Raw genomic sequence first — 18,410 nt, 5'->3', positions numbered from 1 at the left:
TAGGGGACTGATACACTATTCATGCTGCCTTCAATGCGATGGCGGTCGGATTTCGCTTGCCCGCAGGCACAGTTGCCTACGGACTGGAGTCTGGCGGCGTGGCTTGTAATGGCAATCATTTTCGGTGCAAAGTTCAGCATCGGGCGGGGGTATGATCATGTCTACGGTTGTTGTTGTCGGAACGCAGTGGGGAGACGAAGGGAAAGGCAAGATTACCGATTATTTGGCGGAAGGCGCCGACGTCGTAGCCCGTTACCAAGGCGGTAACAATGCGGGTCACACGATCATGATCGGCAACAAGAAATATAAACTGACGATGGTTCCTTCGGGTATCTTCAATGAGAATAAAACTTGCGTCATCGGCAACGGGATGGTAATCAATCCATCGGCCCTGATCGACGAAATTAACTATATCCATGAGAATGGCTTCAAAACGGACAACTTGAAAATCAGCGATCGCGCGCACGTCATTATGCCGTACCACCTCGTGCTCGACGGCTTGGAAGAAGAGCGCAAGGGCGACAATAAGATCGGCACGACGCGCAAAGGCATTGGCCCTGCTTACATGGACAAAGCTGCGCGCAACGGCATTCGCATCGCCGATCTGATGGACGCGGAAGAGTTCACGCAGAAGGCGCGCCGCCTTGTTGCGGAGAAGAACCAAGTAATCGAGCAAGTGTACGGCGGCGAGCCGCTTGACGCGGAAGCGATCATTGCGGAATATCTCGGCCATGCGGAGACGCTTCGTCCTTATATAACGGATACGTCGGTCGTTCTGAACGATGCGATTGATTCGAATCAAAACGTATTGTTCGAAGGCGCGCAAGGCGTCATGCTCGACATCGACCAAGGCACGTATCCGTACGTAACGTCGTCGAACCCGTCGGCAGGCGGTGTCTGCATCGGTTCCGGCGTAGGCCCTTCGAAAATTCAACAAGTCATCGGCGTAGCGAAAGCCTACACGACGCGCGTCGGCGACGGTCCTTTCCCTACGGAGCAGGACAATGAGACGGGCGCTTGGATCCGCGACCGCGGACACGAATACGGCACGGTAACGGGCCGTCCGCGCCGCGTCGGCTGGTTCGATACGGTTGTTGTCCGCCACGCACGCCGCGTCAGCGGCATTACGGGCCTGTCGCTCAACTCGCTGGACGTTCTGTCCGGTCTTGAGACGGTCAAAATCTGCGTCGCATACAAATTCCGCGGCGAAATTATTGAGCACTATCCGGCTAGCCTGAAGCAAATCTCCGAGTGCGAAGCGGTATACGAGGAGCTGCCGGGCTGGAGCGAAGACATCTCGAACGCGAAGACGCTCGAGGATCTGCCGGAGAATACGCGCCGTTATGTAGAGCGCGTATCCGAGCTCACGGGCATTCCGATCGCGATCTTCTCGGTCGGCCGCAACCGCGAGCAGACGAACATCGTTCGTCCGATCTACGTATAGTCCATAGAATGAGGAAGGCAATCGAAGCTGCGGCTTCGGTTGCCTTTTTTGGCGTATAAGGGCTGTAGAGATGTTGGCGCAGCAGACTAGACGGACGGATTCCGTCGCCGGCACTCTATTTTCCCCATATCGGTTATACCTTCCCCTCTAGCTGCCTATACTGGAAAGTAGACGAGAGATCAGGAGATTCCGCTGGGACGGGGCACACGGCGGGGTGGAGGGAATGACTATGTGGAAAATGTTCGGCTGGATCGGCCGCGCCATTGCGGTCGGATTAATCGCCAGCTTTCTATCAATCTGGACGACGGGCTACATCGTAAACAGCTACTTGGAATCCATATTGAAGCAGTATAATTTGCCGCTGGAAGTTCAGCCTTTTGCGCTGTCCGGTGTATGGGGCAAGATGTGGGGCGCTGATCCGGTTGAACAAGGGACGAGCATCGCGGAAGCGGGCCAGGCAGGGAAGACAGCAGACGGAGCGGACAAAGGGACGGATAATAACGCCAGCGGCAGCGGGAAATCGGATGGAACGGGCGAGGGAGATACGATAGACGGGGCCGGCGCCAATGAGGATGCGTCATCGGCGGGAGCGGGCAAATCTGGAGGCTCTGCGGACGGCAAGTCGAATGGCGAAGGTTCGACGGCAACCGGGGGAGCCGAAGGCGGCGGAAGCGCAGCAGGCGTGACCAGCGGCACAGGCAGCGGAACGGCTGGGACGAACGGTACAGAGAGCGGGAGCAAAGCGGAGGATGAAACGACCGGAGAGCCGGTCGCGATCGACGCGTTCGGTCAAGAAGAGGAGGGCGCGATTACGGGCTCCGGCAGCGGCACGGGACCGAAGGCGGGGGCCGGAGGAACCGGGGCCTCAACGGAGGAAATAAGCGGATCGTCCGGGCAATTGACCGATGCAGAACGGGACGAAATGTTCGATTTGCTCGCGACTAAGCTGCCTCAACAGGCGTGGCAATCGATCTCAGAGTATATGGAGAGCGGGCTGACGGAGCAGGAAGTGACAAACATACAGCAAATTGTCGCCCAGTATCTAAGCGAGGAGCAATATAGGACATTTATGAGCATTCTGAAAAAATATTAATGGTTTTGTCGAACCGAATTATTTGCTTCCAACTTTTTTACTATGGTAAAGTAAAGAGCGTAAACATTCATGTGCGGATGTTACGCTTTTTTTGTGTGATATTACAAATATATCCACCCTATTGTCGAGATGAGAGGGAAGAGAAGGAGATTGTCATGACCGTTAGCAAGGATCCCAATCCGAAGCGCACCCAGTGGCAAGACGTGCTTCGGGCGTTCCGGCCTGTCCGGAAATATGCATCCGCAGCATGGGGTGCAATGGCGCAGCTCGTCCGTCCGTCGGGCGAAGCGGCAGGTAAACGACGATTCCGCAAAGCTGCAGTGATTGTTGTCGCTGTTGCTCTAATCGGCCTTATTGCTGGAATAGGTGGCAAACAATATGTCGAGGCCAATACAGTTGATTACTATAATGTGATGATGAACGGGCAATTGGTCGGCTCGGTGGACAAGCCGGAGTCGGTCGAGAATATGCTGCTCGCCAAAGCAGACGAAGTGAAGAAAGCCCATCCGGAAGTGAACATGGTACTGGATACGGGCAAAGTAGCGTATGAGCCAGCAAGCGGCTATAAGGCGGCGCCAGAGACGGAGGCGACGCTCACGAAGCTGGACGGCATGCTCACGTCTTACGCGACAGGCGTAGAAGTGAAGATTGACGGCAAAGTCGTTGGGGTGGTCAAGGACCGCGATACGGCAGATAAGATTATACAGCGCGTAAAGAATAAGTTTGCGCCGGAGCTGACTTCGGGGAGCAAGGAGAAAGTAACAGCGCTCTCGTATTCGCCCAAGAGCACAAGTGCATCGGGAACGCAGCGCAAGGTAAAGAAAGCGGACATCGTGGAGAAGGTGACGACGGCGGCTGTAGAAGTCGATCCATCGAAAGTGATGGACGAGACGGCGCTGTATAAGAAGCTCGTCACCGGCGATACGGCGGCCAACACGAAGTATACGGTTAAGGAAGGCGACTGTGTCGGCTGTATCGCAGAGCGGTTCGATATTCCGAAACAAGTCATTTATCAGAACAACCCTTGGATCAATGACGATTTCATCAAAGTCGGGGATGTGCTCGATCTGACGATCTTGAAGCCGGCCGTAACGGTGCGGACGGTTGAGAGCGTGTCTGAGATTGTGAACACCGATCCGCAGGTTGTGATCCGCACGAGCGCCAATATGCGCAAGGGCGAGTCGAAAGTCATGCAGCAAGGAAGCGGCGGCCAGAAGCGTCTGACGTACCGTCTGACGAAGGATAACGGCTACCTGATGAGCGAGGAACTGATCGGTTACGAGGTATTGAAGAAGGGGACGCCGAAGATCGTCGTTCAAGGCACGAAGGTTATTCTCGGCGAAGGCTCCGGCAATTTCTCATGGCCAGTCAGCGGACATTCGATGACCAGCAGCTTCGGCAGACGTTGGGGCAAGCTGCACGAAGGTCTAGATCTCGTCGGCGGCAGCACGATCAAATCGGCGGACGACGGCGTCGTCGAATTCGCAGGCGTGAAGAACGGGTACGGCAATTGCGTAATCGTGAACCATAAGAATGGCTATAAGACGCTGTACGGACATATGAAGTCGATTTCGGTGAAGAAGGGGCAGGTCGTGGAGACGGGCGATAAGCTCGGCGTCATGGGCAATACGGGCCATTCGACCGGCACGCACTTGCACTTCGAGATTCAGAAGAACGGCGTTCCGCAGAACCCGCTGAAATATTTATAAGTCATACAGGACAAGCATCGCTTGCCGGTTAACCGACCGGTAAGCGGTGCTTTTATCTTTGCGTGAAGACGGTGACGTGGATCAGGGCCGGCTGCTGGCTGCGTTCATGAGGCAAGGAAGGATTGACAGAGGGACGGTTCGGATCAGCTTTCGGGTCAGTAACGGGGGCAGAGCTGTTGTGGCTGAGCGCGGCGGCTAACACGATCGCTGCTGCCGCAGTGTGTGCGAGACGGTTCATGCGGCGCCGTTGTTTCATATTCAAGGGGAACACTCGCTTTCGTTGTGAACATTATTTACTTCGATGTTTACATTATGGACCGGGAACATAAACGGAGTATGATCGGAATGTTAACCGTGTATTAGAATTGGCAGTAATCTTTCTTCCATATGAAAGAGTTTTCATTGGGACAGCTATGCGGTGTATGTTAAAATAAGTACGATAGCGTATGTGACCATACTACGGGCGGGCGGTGAAGCCATGCACGGCAAAATATTAGTCGTAGACGATGAGCAGCCGATTGCAGATATTCTGAAATTCAATCTGGAGAAGGAAGGCTATGAGGTCATCTGTGCCTTTGACGGCGGCGAGGCGGTAAGGCTCGCTTATGAGGAGCGTCCTGATCTGATGCTGCTGGATCTGATGCTGCCGGTGAAAGACGGAATGGACGTGTGCCGCGAAGTGCGGACTGGGCTTCAGATGCCGATTATTATGCTGACCGCGAAAGATACCGAGCTGGACAAGGTGCTTGGACTGGAGCTAGGCGCTGACGATTACGTCACGAAGCCGTTCAGCACGCGCGAATTGCTCGCTAGAGTGAAGGCGCATCTGCGCAGACAGAAGAAGACAAGCGAAGCGGTGCAGGAAGCACAGTCTGCGGCTGCAGACGCAGCGGCGAATGTCGGTGCGGACGAAGCCAATCATGGCAAGAATGGACTTCAAATTTTTAATTTGTTTATCGATACCGACATGTATGTCATTTATAAAGATAACGACCCGCTTGATCTGACTCATCGGGAGTATGAATTAGTCTATTATCTTGCGCGCAACAGCGGCAAGGTGATGACACGGGAGCATTTGCTCCAGGCGGTATGGGGCTTCGAATACTTCGGCGATGTGCGGACGGTCGACGTGACCGTGCGGCGCATTCGCGAGAAGATCGAGGATGATCCGAGCCGTCCGGAATATATTTTAACTCGGCGCGGGCTTGGTTATATGATGAGAAATCCGAAAAGCGGCGGCTTCGGGTTCGCATGAGCGGCATCCGGCTGTTCCGCACGGTTCAAGTTAAGCTGATCGTTATTTATGTGCTGCTCATTCTCATTGCGATGCAGCTGATCGGCGTATATTTCATCAGTACCGTTAAGAACTCGCTGACGGAGAGCTTCACCAGCAATTTGAAAGATCAAGCAAATTTGCTGTCAGAGATGGCAGCGCCGATGCTGGCAGGCCGAACCGTCGAGCCGGAGGGCGATCAGCAGGACTCGGCGGAAGGCATCAGCAACGTCGTACGCAACTTGTTCAGCATTAGCGAAGCGGAGATTCAGGTGCTGGACAGCAGCGGCAAAGTCATTGCGACATCGATGGCGTCCAATCAGTCGATCGTCGGGAAGAAGAATCCGTCGCTGCTCGTAACCCGCGCCCTGCAATCGATCCGGGACAATGAAGAGGAAATTATCGACGAGGATAATATCCGGAAGAAAATTATTGCGCAGCCGGTTACCTATGAGGGCGGCCGCGTCGTTGGCGCGGTCTACATCGTTGCGTCGATGAACGATCTGTACGCGACGATGGACCGGGTGAACAAAATATTCGTCTCGGGTACGTTGATCGCGCTCGGACTGACCGGTGTGCTCGGCATCCTGCTGGCGCATACCATCACGAATCCGATCAAGGTGTTGACCCGATCTGCGGCGGCAGTGGCGGAAGGGCGTTTCGACCAGCAGGTGCCTGTACTCGGCGATGACGAGATCGGACGGCTGAGCGAGGCGTTCAACGATATGACGAGCCGGCTGAGCGAAGCTTTATCGGTGAACGAGGAGGAGCGGGACAAGCTTGCTTCCGTCCTTGCGAACATGAGCGACGGCGTCGTCGCAGCCGACCAGAGCGGCTGCGTCATTGTCTCGAACCGACGTGCGCTGGAATTGCTCGACGTGCGCGAATGTGAGGGAGTGAAGCTGTCGGATCTGCTGGATCTGCCGCCTGACGATATGACCGAGCTTCAGCTGGAAGGCGGCTCTAAGCTGCTGCGCAAAGAGACCGAAGAAGCCGAATGGCTGCTGCGCGTCACATTCACACCGGTGCATCGCCGGGATAAGGGCACGACAAGCACCATTGCGATTCTGGAGGACGTAACAGAGCAAGAGAAGCTGGAGCAATCGCGCCGGGAGTTCGTTGCGAACGTCTCGCATGAGCTGCGTACGCCTCTGACGACGATTAAGAGTTATGCGGAAGCGCTCGATGACGGTGCACTTGATGAGCGCCAGCTTGCTGACCGGTTCGTCAACGTCATTCGCAACGAGACGGAACGGATGATTCGTCTTGTATCGGATCTGCTGCATTTGTCCCGGTTCGATTCGAATCAGGCATCGCTGCGCCGGAGCCAGACAAGCTTGCCAGAGCTGCTGGAGGAGGCGGCGGACCGGTTCGCGTTCCAGATGAATCAGAAGGACATTGAGTCGGAAGTGATCATTGAAGACAGCGTCGGCGCTATATGGCTCGATCGTGACGGCATTGACCAAGTGCTCGATAACTTGCTGTCCAATGCGATTAAATATACGCAAGGCGGCGGGCGGATCGTGCTGACAGCCCGCAAGCCGGATGCCCATACGGTAGCGGTGAGCGTCAAGGACGCAGGAATCGGTATCCCGAAGAAAGATTTGGGCCGAATATTTGACCGGTTCTACCGCGTTGATAAGGCGCGTTCCCGCAATATGGGCGGCACTGGACTCGGCCTGTCTATTGCCCGGGAAATTGTCCGGGCGCACGGCGGGACGATCTACCTGGAGTCCGAGCTGAATGTAGGTACGACCGTTACGTTCGTCCTGCCGGCGAAGGAGGCGAGCCTGCATGATTGAGCGGTTGAAGACAGCGATTCTAACCGTCCTGATCGTGCTCAGCCTGCTGCAAAGCTACTGGCTTGCTTACAGCATGCCGGGGTTGAAGGCGGTACGGACAGAGATTGATTATGTGAATACGGAACCGATGGGATTGGCGCAGCAGATCGAGAACGTTATTTTCCCGGATTCGATTGTGCTGCATCTAGGGGATGAACAGCATACGGTGCTGTACCCGCCGTCCAATTTCTACGATCTCGTGTTTCACAAGATACAAGCTGTTGGCTTCAAAGGGTTTACCCGGTATCCGGTCAGCAGCTATGACTGGTACCAAATCCGGGAGAAGAAGCGTGGTGTCGAGCTTCGGTTTGGCGGCGGCGTTCCAGTCGCTTTGCTCGAGAAGCTGATGAAGCTGGAGGGCGACCTTCAGTTTATGGGTGATCGAATTGAGCGAATCTGGATCTACACCGACGAAGATACCGGTCTTGTACATGCGTTCTTGTTCAGCAGCGACGGCCGCGCCGTCTATGAAGCGGTCCGGACCGATCTGACGGAGCATGATGTAGAGGAATATGTTGGCTTCGGAGAATTCGGAACACCTTATAAGGCTGTCGGCAACATCTACGTGCCGGAGCTGTCGATCGAGGCGGTACAAGCGGTCGTCGGCTATGAGACGTATACGCCAGAGCAGATGCAGCGCAGCTTGTTCTTCGATCCGGGCACGACGCTTGCGATGAAGACGCTCAGCGGCGCCGAGATCGTGACCGACGGCAAGCGCGGTCTGCAGATTGAGCAAAGCGGCAATTGGGTCAGCTATACGAATCCGGCCGCTCCGCAGACGACGGAGAACAATACGACGGACAATGTGCTTGCGTCGATGCAATTCATTAATGATCATGGCGGATGGGATGGATTGAACCGTTACGTACCGGTGAAGCCGGCAGACGATCCGTCAGGGGAAGAGAGCCGGACGGTGCTGTTCCAGCAATATTACGGTGCGTATCCGATCGTGTCGGATCAGGTGTATAAGTTTGGTTATATGCGGCTGCTGCTTCAGCAGGGCGTCGTGACGGAGTACGAGCGATCGCTTATGACGCTTAAGGGCGACGCGGTATCCAAGTCAACGCGCTGGCTGCCGGGTGGAGACCGGCTGCGGTCGGCGCTCGACAACATGGACCGCAGCACCGATATTGTGGCGTTGTATCCTGCGGTGCAAGTGGTGCCGATAACGAAGGATTCGCAGCTGAGTCTGGTGCCGGTATGGGCTGTCCGTTATGCGGACGGTTCCCAGAGCGTCGTCGCAGGCGCGATGCCCGAAGGGTATGATGGTTCCGCGGAACGCCGCGCCTGGCAGGAGCAAGCGAGCGCGCAGAAACAGCAAAAACAACAGCAACAGCATCAGCAACAACAACAGGGAAGTCCGGTTAATCCGCTGAGCGGAACGGTTGGAAGCGGCGTTGGCCAAACGTCCGGAGTCACCTATTCGTCCGGGGAAATCGGTGATTCCGGCGAGAACAAGACCGATAATCCGAATAAAGCGCCGGTCAGCGGCATCATGTCGTTCGCAAGCCAGACGAAAGTGCAGTAACAGGTCGCGGGGCGCGGAGTTTCGCGCCTTGCCGGGGGTGAGTGCGCATGGATTGGAGCCGCGCGAAGAGCGTGCTCATATTAGCTTTTCTCGTGTTGAACGTGGTGCTAGGCTATCAGTTATGGCAGAACGTCAGCGAGCGGTTGAACGCGGACCAGAAGCTGGGCGACTTGGGAACCGATACGCTCCGCATTATGAAGGAGCGGGGCATCGGACTCGCGACCTCCGCGAGCATTCCGTCGGAGACGCCTAAGATGCGCGACCTGACCTACCGGTTCACGACGCCGCCGGGCTTAGCCAAGCGGGTGGAGCTGAAGACACCGGTCGACAGCCGGATCGTGTTCGAAGAGAAGGAACTGCAAGAACAGCTGGGCGGCATTATCCCGGATCTGAAGCTGTACCGCTTCGATCAGCTGTCGAGTACGGACGGCGTGTTCGTCCTATACCGGATGGCAGGCGGGCGGCCGATGTTCGATGTGAAGCTGGAGTTGTACTACAGCAACCAGAATCAGAAAATAACGGCCTACAGCCAGACGCAGGTGGAGCTGCAGCAGTCGGATGTAACCGAGGCGCGCGAAGTATTGTCGGCTTCGAAGGCGGTTATGCCGCTGATCGATAAGTATTTGGAGGAAGGCTCGGTCATTAAGGAAATATCGCTCGGCTATCATGGCCAACTGTTCGAATCGGAGACGCAGTATGCGGCACCGTCATGGCGAGTCATATTGGAGAACGGCAAGCCGTTCTACGTGCATGCGATAAGTGCTGAGGTTGTACAAGAGAAAAGCGATGATGAAGTGACGAGCAGTCATCCTTAGGGGAACGAAACATCAGAGGATGAGTGCGGCGGAACAGGCAGGCATTCGGTTGAGTGCTTGCTTCGCGAGCAAGTGGGGAGAAGGGACGAAAGGCTGTTATGGGATTACGGTTTACCAATCTATCCAGCGGATCGACGGGCAACGCGACGATCGTGCAGAACGATGAGCACACGGTGCTTATCGATGCCGGCCTTAGCGCCAAGCGGATCGATCAACTGATGGCGGAGCGCGGGGTGTCAGGACATGAGATTGATGCCCTGTTCGTGACGCATGAGCATTCCGATCATATTAAGGGACTGGGCGCAATCGCCCGCAAATATAATATTGCGATCTACGCCAACGAGGCGACCTGGGGTGCAATGGAGAAGCATGTCGGCACGATCGCACCGGAGAAGCGGACGATTATGCAGACGGGCGAGACGCTCTCGTTCGGCAACATGCGGGTGACGTCTTACCCGATCTCCCATGACGCGGAGGAGCCGGTCGGCTATACGTTCGCCGAGGACGGGTACAAGCTGAGTCTGGCGACCGACCTTGGTTATGTGAGCGACAAAGTGAGGCAGTCTATCATCGATTCGGACGTGCTCGTCCTGGAATCGAATCACGATACGGAGATGCTCCGAATGGGGCGGTATCCATGGAATATTAAACGGCGCATCCTAAGCGATGTCGGACACTTGTCCAATGTGGCGGCGGGCGAGGCACTATGCGAGCTGATGACGGACCGGACGAAGCGGGTGTATCTCGCCCACTTAAGTCTTGATCATAATGTAATGGATCTGGCCAAGTTAACGATTAATAGTATATTCGAGAACAACGGCATATTCTTTAAAAGGGATGAGAATCCGTTGCGGGATACGTACTGCGACCGCGCTACCCCATGGGACGAAGTGAGGCGTCGATAAGCAGCTCGAGCTCTTCATCGAGTGATGCGGTACGCTGTTCCAGCTCTTCGCGGGTCACAATTCCGCGGTCGACGAGCAGGTCGACGAGCACGCTCACCGTCAGAAGCGTACGGTAGTGATCGCGTTTCAGGTCAGCTACAGTTCCGGCCAGCTGGATGAAATCCCAAGCGGGCGAAGATTTTTTGCTCATAATGGCATTCGCTCCTTTATTATCTATCTTTTCGTCTCGTAATCTATTATTATTGTAGTCGTAATTGCCGAAAACATTCCTATAACTGAATGATAATCTTGATGTCTCGCAAGGCATTGAGAGGAGAGATAGATATGAGCCTATTCGATGACGATTTCTATTCGAGTCGTGTTTCCAAGCGGAGAAGCCGCTGGGTGCAAGAGGATGCAGGCAAGCAGTCGATGGTGCTGCGAAGCCGGTCCACATGGTCGCGGGTTCGGCTTGCCGTATTGTCATCGGCTATCAGCGTCGTAGGGGCCGCGCTTCTGTTCGGAGCGGTGACCCAATTCGGCGGCGGCAGCGGGGGCAAGGCCGGGGGCCAGAAGGCGGCTGCTTCAGTGTCGGCGACGCAGACGCAGACGGCGGACCCTTATGAGAAGACGATTACAGCGGCGGCTAAAGTAAGACCGACGGTCGTCAGCGTTATTAATGAACAATACGGTCCGGCGAATGATGAGAACGGCTATAGCGAGGATGACTTGCAGGATGCGGGCATCGGTTCGGGCGTTATTTTCGAGAAGAAGGACGGCAAGGCGCTTATCGTAACCAACTCTCACGTCATCGCAGGCGCTGAGCGGGTGAAGATCGCGATGATCGACGGCAGCGCACGCGTGGCGGAAGTCGTCGGCGACGATCCAATTACCGATCTCGCGGTGCTGCAGATGGATGGAGAAGGCATCAAAGAGGTGGCGAAGTTCGGCGATTCGAGCAAGCTGCGCAATGGCGAATGGGTTATGGCGATCGGCAGTCCGCTCGGATTAGACGACTCGCTGACGATGGGCATTATAAGCAAGACGACGCGCGTCATTCCGGTGTCGCTGAATCAGGACGGCAACTACGACTGGGAGCAGGAGGTCATTCAGATCGATGCCTCCATTAACCAGGGCAACAGCGGCGGTCCGCTCATCGATCTGGACGGCAACGTCGTGGGCATTAACAGTATGAAGATTGCCGACTTAGGCGTTGAAGGCGTCGGATTCGCGATTCCGATCGACAATGCGCGTCCGGTAATCGACAGCTTGATCGAGTTCGGCATCGTGAAACGTCCGTATCTCGGCGTCTACACGTTCGATCTGGATCAATATCTTGCGCAGCAAGCGCTGACGCAGCAGCAGGGTCAAGGTCCGAAGGACAGCTTGGACCCGGGTGCTCAGGCGGAGGAAGCTGCTCCAGGCGCAGGCGATAAGGCGCCGGCTGCCGGTGAAGACGCGGAGGCTATGCTGGAAGGCGAGGAGAACGGTACTGGTCTCGTTCTGCCGGAAGGCGTAGAGGATGGAGTCATCGTGCTCGAGGCGGTCGGCCCGGCGAAGGAAGCGGGACTGCAGTTCAACGACTTGATCGTGAAGTTCGACAAGACGCCGATCGGCAGCACGATGGAGCTTCGCAAATATTTGTACAACAAGAAGGAAATTGGCGACACGATCGAAATTACGTTCTACCGCGACGGTAAGCTGATGACGACGAAAGTGAAGCTGACCCAGAAGAGCAAGGACGACGAATAGTCGATGTCGAGAGCAGGCCGCCTGGGGCGGTCTGCTCTTTTGGCACTTGGATGATGAAATAAGTAATAACGCCGCTGGAGGGATGGCCTCTGGCGGCGTTATTTTGTCGGAATGGCTATATGATTATTATTGCAGCTTGAAGCGGGATAACGTTTCTCGAAGCTCCTCCGCCATCTGTGCGAGCGTATCGGAGTAGGAGGTGATCTCTTCCATCGTCGCGAGCTGCTCCTCTGTGGAAGCCGAATTATGCTGGCATGCGGCCGCCACTTCGTGGCTCGCATCGGAAACCACGCTCGTCATCTCTACAATCTGGCGGCTCGAGGCTGCGAGCTCGGCTGTCGTCGAGGCGGCTTGCGTCGCTTGCCCGTCCACGGCAGCTACATGTTCTTCAATCTCGCGGAACAGTTCATTTAATTGCTCTGTCTTCTGAAGGCCTTGCTGCGTCTGGTCGGCAACGGCGTTCATCGAGTCGACGGCTCGTCTCGTCTCCTGAACGACCTCTTGGATAAGCTCGCCGATCTGCTGGGCGGATTGTCCGGATTGTTCGGCCAGCTTGCGAATTTCTTGCGCGACGACGGCGAAGCCTCGGCCATGCTCCCCGGCACGGGAAGCTTCGATCGAAGCGTTGAGCGCCAGCAGGTTCGTACGAGTCGCGATATCGGTGATGACGCTCGTAATGCTGTCGATCTGCTGCGAACGGTTGCCGAGCGACTGCACGACCGACGAGGTCTGAGATACGGTCGTCTGCATCTGTTCCATCGTCTGCAGAACGTCATTCGCCGCTTCGGCCCCGGTCGTAGAGGCCTCTCTCGCGGAATGCGCATTCATCCGCATCTGTTCGTTGTTGCCCGACACTTGCTCGATGCCTGCGGACATGCTGCCGATAGCCTGCGATGCTTCCTCCATGTGACGTTGTTCCGTTTCCGCATTAGTCGCAATCTGCTGGGTCGTCTCGACGATATGCTCCGTTGCCCGCGTCGTCTGCTCGGCACTAGCGCTCAATTGCTGGGACGAGGAAGCAACCTGAACAGCTGTATCCATCGCTTGGGACAGGATGGTGCGGAGCTTGCCTGACATCTTGTTGAACGATTGGGCTAATTGGCCGATTTCGTCCTTCGAACGAATATCCAGGTCACGGCTTAAATCGCCGTTGCCTTCGGCAATGGATTCAAGCTGCCGGTTAATGCTGCGGATCGGCCGCGTAATCGACGCGGTCAGGAAGAAATTTACGATCAGAGTGATGATAATGGCGGCAATGGAAATGGTCAGCATAATGATAGATTGCTGATCCGAATCGTCTTCGCGATTGGCTTTATCGCTATTTATCTCGGCTTCCAGCTTCTTCACCGCGTCGTCTATTACCGCATCGAGCTGTTTGCGGGCTGTGCGCTCATCGCCTAAGTGGGCCATGAGAGCGCCTTGCTTATTGTTGAGGTCCATCTGATCCAATGTTTTGTTGCTCCAGGTGGAGTAAGTCTCATAGTCCGCTTTGATCTGAATCAGCAATTTGCGGTCGCTGTCATCAAGGGAGGGATTAGCTTCAATGCGGGCGAAGCTGTCCGCCACGTCTAAGTTCTTCTGCTGTATACCTTCTCGGAAGCTCGGGTCACCATTCAGCAGATACCCGCGTTCGTCGTTGGACATGCCAGCCAAACGGTATTGCAGATAGCGCAGCTCATTATGGTAGTTGTCGTCCTGCAGCATCTCTTCGATCGCTTTATCCGTCCGGTCGATGTGCATGTAACTCGTTCCCGCCATCCCGATCATAAGCGCAATAATGATCATGAATGCGGATGGAAGCTTGTACTTAATCTTCATCGCTAGTCCCCCCGTGGTGAATAATGCCTTATGATTTGATTCTCACCCGGAGTGAACCGACAGTCAATCGGATTAATTTGATAATGAAGCAACAATTCAAAGCTGGCTGTAGAATTGCAGGCTTTTGGAGGCATTGTCGTGAAGCGGGTGCGATTCGGCAATATTTTGCCAAGGGGAGAGGTAGTTAGGGGGGCGGGGCATTTGGTATAATAACCAGTAACCAACTTATGAAGAAATCGGGGTAATGGACAAGTATGTATTGTGTATGTAAACAGCATGTGGAATTAGCACTCGATAAATTCGTTGATGAATATGAAGACGCACCGGATATGGTGAACTTGAAGGATACGGAGTTCTCCGACTGGGATCCGCCGCGCCAATGCGATATGTGCGAAGAACCAGCCGAGTTCCTGGTGGTGTAGCCGATGTTGATCCAGATTGCGACGATCGGGAAGCTGAAGGAGAAATACCTCGTAGCAGGCATTGCCGAATATGCGAAGCGTCTCGGCCCTTACGTCAAGCTGCTGCTGACGGAGGTGCCCGACGAGAAGGCGCCGGAGACGATGAGTCCGGCGGAAGAAGCGCAGGTGCGCGACCGCGAAGGCGAGCGGCTGCTCGCGCAGATCAAGCCGGACGCGCACGTTATCGCGCTCGCGCTGGACGGCGAGCTGTGGTCGAGCGAGGACCTGGCGGTGCAGCTCGATAAGTTAGCCACGTACGGCAAGAGCCACGTGGCTTTTGTGATTGGCGGCAGCACCGGCCTGTCCCCGGCCGTGCTGCGCCGCGCCCAGCAGAAGCTGAGCTTCGGGCGCATGACGCTGCCACATCAGCTCATGCGGCTGGTGCTCATTGAGCAGGTGTACCGAGCGGTGAAGATTAACCGGGGGGAACCATACCACAAGTAGGGCGAAAACATGGCTCTAGTTATCTGAATTACGGAAACAATACTTGATACACTTTGGTACATTTATATTAAAGAGAAAAAAATTAAGTAGGTATACCGATATTAGTATGTTTGAGATTAAAAAATTCGATCTCCTATTTTACATAAAATAATAAATATTTATAGAAATATATACAACGTATTATTATACTTAACTTTATACCTTGAATCTAAAAAATCCATTTTATATATAAAAGGACTATTTAAATAAGGAGAGGATAATATGGGGTCTTATATGAATCATTTAGTAGATACTGATTTATTTAAACAGTTACTGAAAGTTGAAAGTAGCTTAAATAAAATTTCTGAGGTAGTTCTGAAAATTGTAAACCATGCTATACCACTTTTAGCGCGTATTCCAGAAAATATGCCAGAATATACTCTCCATGATGAATCACATAGTTTGAAAATTATTAAAATTATGGAGTGTATTATTCCACAAGAGACCCTTGAAAAACTTAATGAAATTGAAATAACATTACTAATCCTTTCAGCATATTTACATGATATCGGAATGACCTGCTCTGCGGCTGAGAGGGAAGATATTATCAGGAACTCGAAGGATTATGAAGTGCTTCTAACTACAGATCCACTGTATAAAGATTATATTCAGTATAAGCACGAAGGTGATCATCGAGCTTCAACTAGAATTGAGGATAAGGTTTTTACAGAATATCTGAGAAGGCAACATGTTAAACGTAGTGCGGAATTCATCGAAAGGGAATTAAGTCATGGGGAACTGAGGTTAAGTTTCAATGATATTCCATTGCATAAGCATCTGATAGATGTATGTAATAGTCATGGATCGTCTGTTAAGGTGTTACAGGACACAATAAAATACTCTAGAAATAGACTGATAGGTTATAAATATGTTAATTTACAGTATGTATCAATAATTTTGAGGCTAGCTGATATTTTAGACTTAGATCCTGAAAGAACACCTCGTGTAATCTTTGAATTTGTAAATCCACAAGATTCGACAAGTGTTCAGGAGTGGAGAAAACATAGATCAATAATTGGTTGGGATATAAATGCAGAAAGAATAATTTTTGAAGCAGAGTGCAACTCTCCTGAAATAGAGAGAGCATTGAGATTGTTTATGAATTGGATTGAGATAGAAAGAAAAGAAAGCATGGATTTACTAAACAAGTATACAGATACTATATCTAGAAGATATAAACTATCCTTAAATGAACCACTTAATATGGATAGAATTAGATCAGACGGATCATATGTATATAGCGAGGTAAAGTTTGAATTACACTATGAAAAAGTAATGGAGTTACTTATGGGGCAGCGATTATATCGTAACCCTATAACGGCTTTACGGGAGTTACTTCAGAACTCTATAGATGCAATTAAGGCTAGACAACATTTATATAATGAGCGAGAAGAATTATTTGTTCCAAAAATTGAAATTAACTATAGTGATGGTGAACTAGTAGTTAAAGATAATGGTATTGGAATGGATGATAGAGTGTTCAGTGAATACTTTCTTCAGGTTGGCAAGAGTTATTATAATCACCCTAAATTTTATGGAACTGAACTCGATTTAACTAGTGAATTTGGTATTGGTGTGCTTTCTGTTTTTATGGTAGCTGACTCCATGATAGTAGAAAGTCGAATGGAACCAGAGAATCCATTATTCCCGCCTAAACCAATACTTTATGAAATTCCGACTGCCCATCATTATTGTATTAAGAGAAATAGTAATAGAATTGAAATTGGCACTCAAATTTCTTTGAAGTTAAAGAAAGACAATCCTTTCCAATCGCAACATATATTAAAATTAGTACAAGAAATAATTCCAAATCCTCCGTTCCCAATTAAAATATTTTCCAACAACGAGATAGTTATTCATGAAAAGGCTTCGCTATATGATATTCCACAAATTACAGAAGATATGAATACGGATACGGATTTAATAATAAACAAAGATTTTATTTATAGTAACAAAAGCACCCATTTCTTATTAAAAATTAATCTCGATGATGTTGAGGATATTGATGTAAAAGGACAAATTCTAATAGTTAATACAGGTACAATGAATTATGAAGGGACACTATCCGGTCATATTTCACAACGATTTTTTAATTTGGGTACTCCGAATAGTGGTGATATGGAATTCAGACTTACTCCTTCGAAGTCATTAGAAGGATTATTTCCAAAGTGGATAAGCGTCTATGCCGATATGAATATTTACGGTAATAATGTTTTGACAATTACACCAGATAGAACTGAAGTCATTATCGATCAAAAGTATAAGGTATTAAAAGTTGCAATTGAAAGGGTTATTATTTCCTCATTTAAGGAGCATCTAAATGACTATAAGATGCGACATTCTCTAGATGAATATCATCTGTATTTGGATTTCCTGTTTGATAAGGGATTCGTTGGGATTCCAAATAGAATTAGTGAGGAAATTTTATCTGAAGAAGCAAGGGACTTCTTTTTAGAATATTTCTCTTTTCCAGTAATCTCAATTAATGCAAGTATTATTAGGATATTTGGATGCGAACTAGTAAAGACAAGATATATAGGGGTAATTGACCGACGTTGGTCAAGTAGCCACTTGCCAACTATGGCTGACTTCATTCAAAATCTAGGAAATATAAAAATTATTGTTGTTAGGGAATATCAGGTGAGAGCTGCATATAATATGGAGAAATTAATCCATGCACTTTTTGGTGGTAAAAATTATTATAACCTTGCGACCGAATACTTATTAACTCCAATTCCTGCTCTTCATGTAGAGATTTTAGACTTGGAAAAACCTGAGGCAACAATTGCTAATAGATACGAAATTGCAGATCAAATATATACAGATTTTAAGAATGAAAGAGAACGTATTTTATGTATGCCTAGTTCAACTGGAGGGTATTATCATATATTCAATAAGAACCACCCAGCAATAGCTCCAATAGTTAAAAGTGGAGGAATAATTGACAAGGATACTCAAAGTATATTTGAAGACCTTAGGGACTCGTTAAATGCTATTATGTATAATTACTTGAAATCAAAGGATGACCCGAATGATGCCAAGTGGCAGCGAATTCTACGTAATTCAGATCATCAATTTATATCAATAGGAGTGTTTCATGAATCGGATCAAGTATTTACAGATTTCAAGGAAGCTATCTTACTGTATTGGAATAGATTAAAGTCAAAAGAAGCCATTAATGCTAATGAGCCTGATTTAACAATAACAAAACAGGACTTTCCATGGTATTTCAACACAAAAAGAGTAGATTTATAATAAATGATTCTCCCAAATAGGATAGCGTTAAGAAGTTTGTGCAGATAGGTTGAT

Annotated in this window: 15 protein-coding genes; 13 read left to right on the top strand and 2 right to left on the bottom strand. The window is 51.2% G+C overall.

Features of this window, described 5'->3' with window-relative positions:
* The first annotated feature begins 157 nt into the window (after positions 1-157).
* The 9 genes from PKO01S_RS04015 (at position 158) to PKO01S_RS03980 (ending at position 10,608) form a co-directional block, all read left to right on the top strand.
* Entirely contained in the window at positions 158-1,444 is a 1,287-nt protein-coding gene (locus tag PKO01S_RS04015; RefSeq protein ID WP_127530006.1) for an adenylosuccinate synthase, read from the top strand.
* A 223-nt stretch (positions 1,445-1,667) separates the two neighbouring features.
* Entirely contained in the window at positions 1,668-2,537 is an 870-nt protein-coding gene (locus PKO01S_RS04010; RefSeq protein WP_164779471.1) for an ICP22 family protein, read from the top strand.
* A gap of 155 nt (positions 2,538-2,692) precedes the next feature.
* Entirely contained in the window at positions 2,693-4,246 is a 1,554-nt protein-coding gene (locus PKO01S_RS04005) for a peptidoglycan DD-metalloendopeptidase family protein (protein WP_127530004.1), read from the top strand.
* Between the two features lie 58 nt (positions 4,247-4,304).
* A complete protein-coding gene (locus PKO01S_RS28660) occupies positions 4,305-4,445 on the top strand; it encodes a hypothetical protein (RefSeq protein WP_164779470.1) in 141 nt (46 codons plus the stop codon).
* Between the two features lie 279 nt (positions 4,446-4,724).
* Positions 4,725-5,501, top strand: coding sequence for a response regulator YycF (gene yycF / locus PKO01S_RS04000; RefSeq protein WP_127530065.1), 777 nt, complete (start codon positions 4,725-4,727; stop codon positions 5,499-5,501).
* Positions 5,498-7,321 (top strand): cell wall metabolism sensor histidine kinase WalK, encoded by a 1,824-nt coding sequence (gene walK / locus PKO01S_RS03995; RefSeq protein ID WP_127530003.1) that lies wholly within the window; start codon positions 5,498-5,500, stop codon positions 7,319-7,321. Before yycF ends, walK begins: the two co-directional genes overlap by 4 nt.
* Positions 7,314-8,888 (top strand): YycH family regulatory protein, encoded by a 1,575-nt coding sequence (locus PKO01S_RS03990; protein WP_127530002.1) that lies wholly within the window; start codon positions 7,314-7,316, stop codon positions 8,886-8,888. Before walK ends, PKO01S_RS03990 begins: the two co-directional genes overlap by 8 nt.
* A 47-nt stretch (positions 8,889-8,935) precedes the next feature.
* On the top strand, positions 8,936-9,703 hold the full coding sequence (gene yycI, locus PKO01S_RS03985) for a two-component system regulatory protein YycI (RefSeq protein WP_127530001.1): 768 nt from the start codon (positions 8,936-8,938) through the stop codon (positions 9,701-9,703).
* Positions 9,704-9,801: 98 nt separating this feature from the next.
* A complete protein-coding gene (locus PKO01S_RS03980; protein WP_127530000.1) occupies positions 9,802-10,608 on the top strand; it encodes an MBL fold metallo-hydrolase in 807 nt (268 codons plus the stop codon).
* Here the strand turns inward: PKO01S_RS03980 and PKO01S_RS03975 are convergent.
* Entirely contained in the window at positions 10,577-10,798 is a 222-nt protein-coding gene (locus PKO01S_RS03975) for a hypothetical protein (protein WP_127529999.1), read from the bottom strand. The two genes, PKO01S_RS03980 and PKO01S_RS03975, sit on opposite strands and share 32 nt — an antisense overlap.
* 134 nt (positions 10,799-10,932) lie before the next feature.
* Between PKO01S_RS03975 and PKO01S_RS03970 the strand changes: the two genes are divergently transcribed.
* The gene (locus PKO01S_RS03970; RefSeq protein WP_127529998.1) at positions 10,933-12,339 is read left to right on the top strand and encodes a S1C family serine protease; all 1,407 of its coding nucleotides are present in this window, start codon (positions 10,933-10,935) and stop codon (positions 12,337-12,339) included.
* 126 nt (positions 12,340-12,465) lie between these two features.
* Here PKO01S_RS03970 and PKO01S_RS03965 read toward each other — a convergent pair whose 3' ends face one another.
* The gene (locus tag PKO01S_RS03965; protein WP_127529997.1) at positions 12,466-14,157 is read right to left on the bottom strand and encodes a methyl-accepting chemotaxis protein; all 1,692 of its coding nucleotides are present in this window, start codon (positions 14,155-14,157) and stop codon (positions 12,466-12,468) included.
* 254 nt (positions 14,158-14,411) lie between these two features.
* Here PKO01S_RS03965 and PKO01S_RS03960 point away from each other — a divergent pair, with 254 nt between their 5' ends.
* The 3 genes from PKO01S_RS03960 (at position 14,412) to PKO01S_RS03950 (ending at position 18,356) form a co-directional block, all read left to right on the top strand.
* Entirely contained in the window at positions 14,412-14,579 is a 168-nt protein-coding gene (locus PKO01S_RS03960) for a CxxH/CxxC protein (RefSeq protein ID WP_127529996.1), read from the top strand.
* Between the two features lie 3 nt (positions 14,580-14,582).
* Positions 14,583-15,062 (top strand): 23S rRNA (pseudouridine(1915)-N(3))-methyltransferase RlmH, encoded by a 480-nt coding sequence (gene rlmH / locus PKO01S_RS03955; RefSeq protein WP_127529995.1) that lies wholly within the window; start codon positions 14,583-14,585, stop codon positions 15,060-15,062.
* A 273-nt stretch (positions 15,063-15,335) separates the two neighbouring features.
* Positions 15,336-18,356, top strand: coding sequence for an HD domain-containing protein (locus tag PKO01S_RS03950; RefSeq protein ID WP_164779469.1), 3,021 nt, complete (start codon positions 15,336-15,338; stop codon positions 18,354-18,356).
* Positions 18,357-18,410: the final 54 nt, after the last annotated feature.

Source organism: Paenibacillus kobensis NBRC 15729, assembly GCF_004000825.1.
In the GTDB taxonomy this organism is placed as follows: Bacteria; Bacillota; Bacilli; order Paenibacillales; family Paenibacillaceae; genus Paenibacillus_T; species Paenibacillus_T kobensis.
The sequence above is the reverse complement of the archived record's forward strand: the minus strand, read 5'-3'. Positions and strand labels throughout refer to the sequence as shown.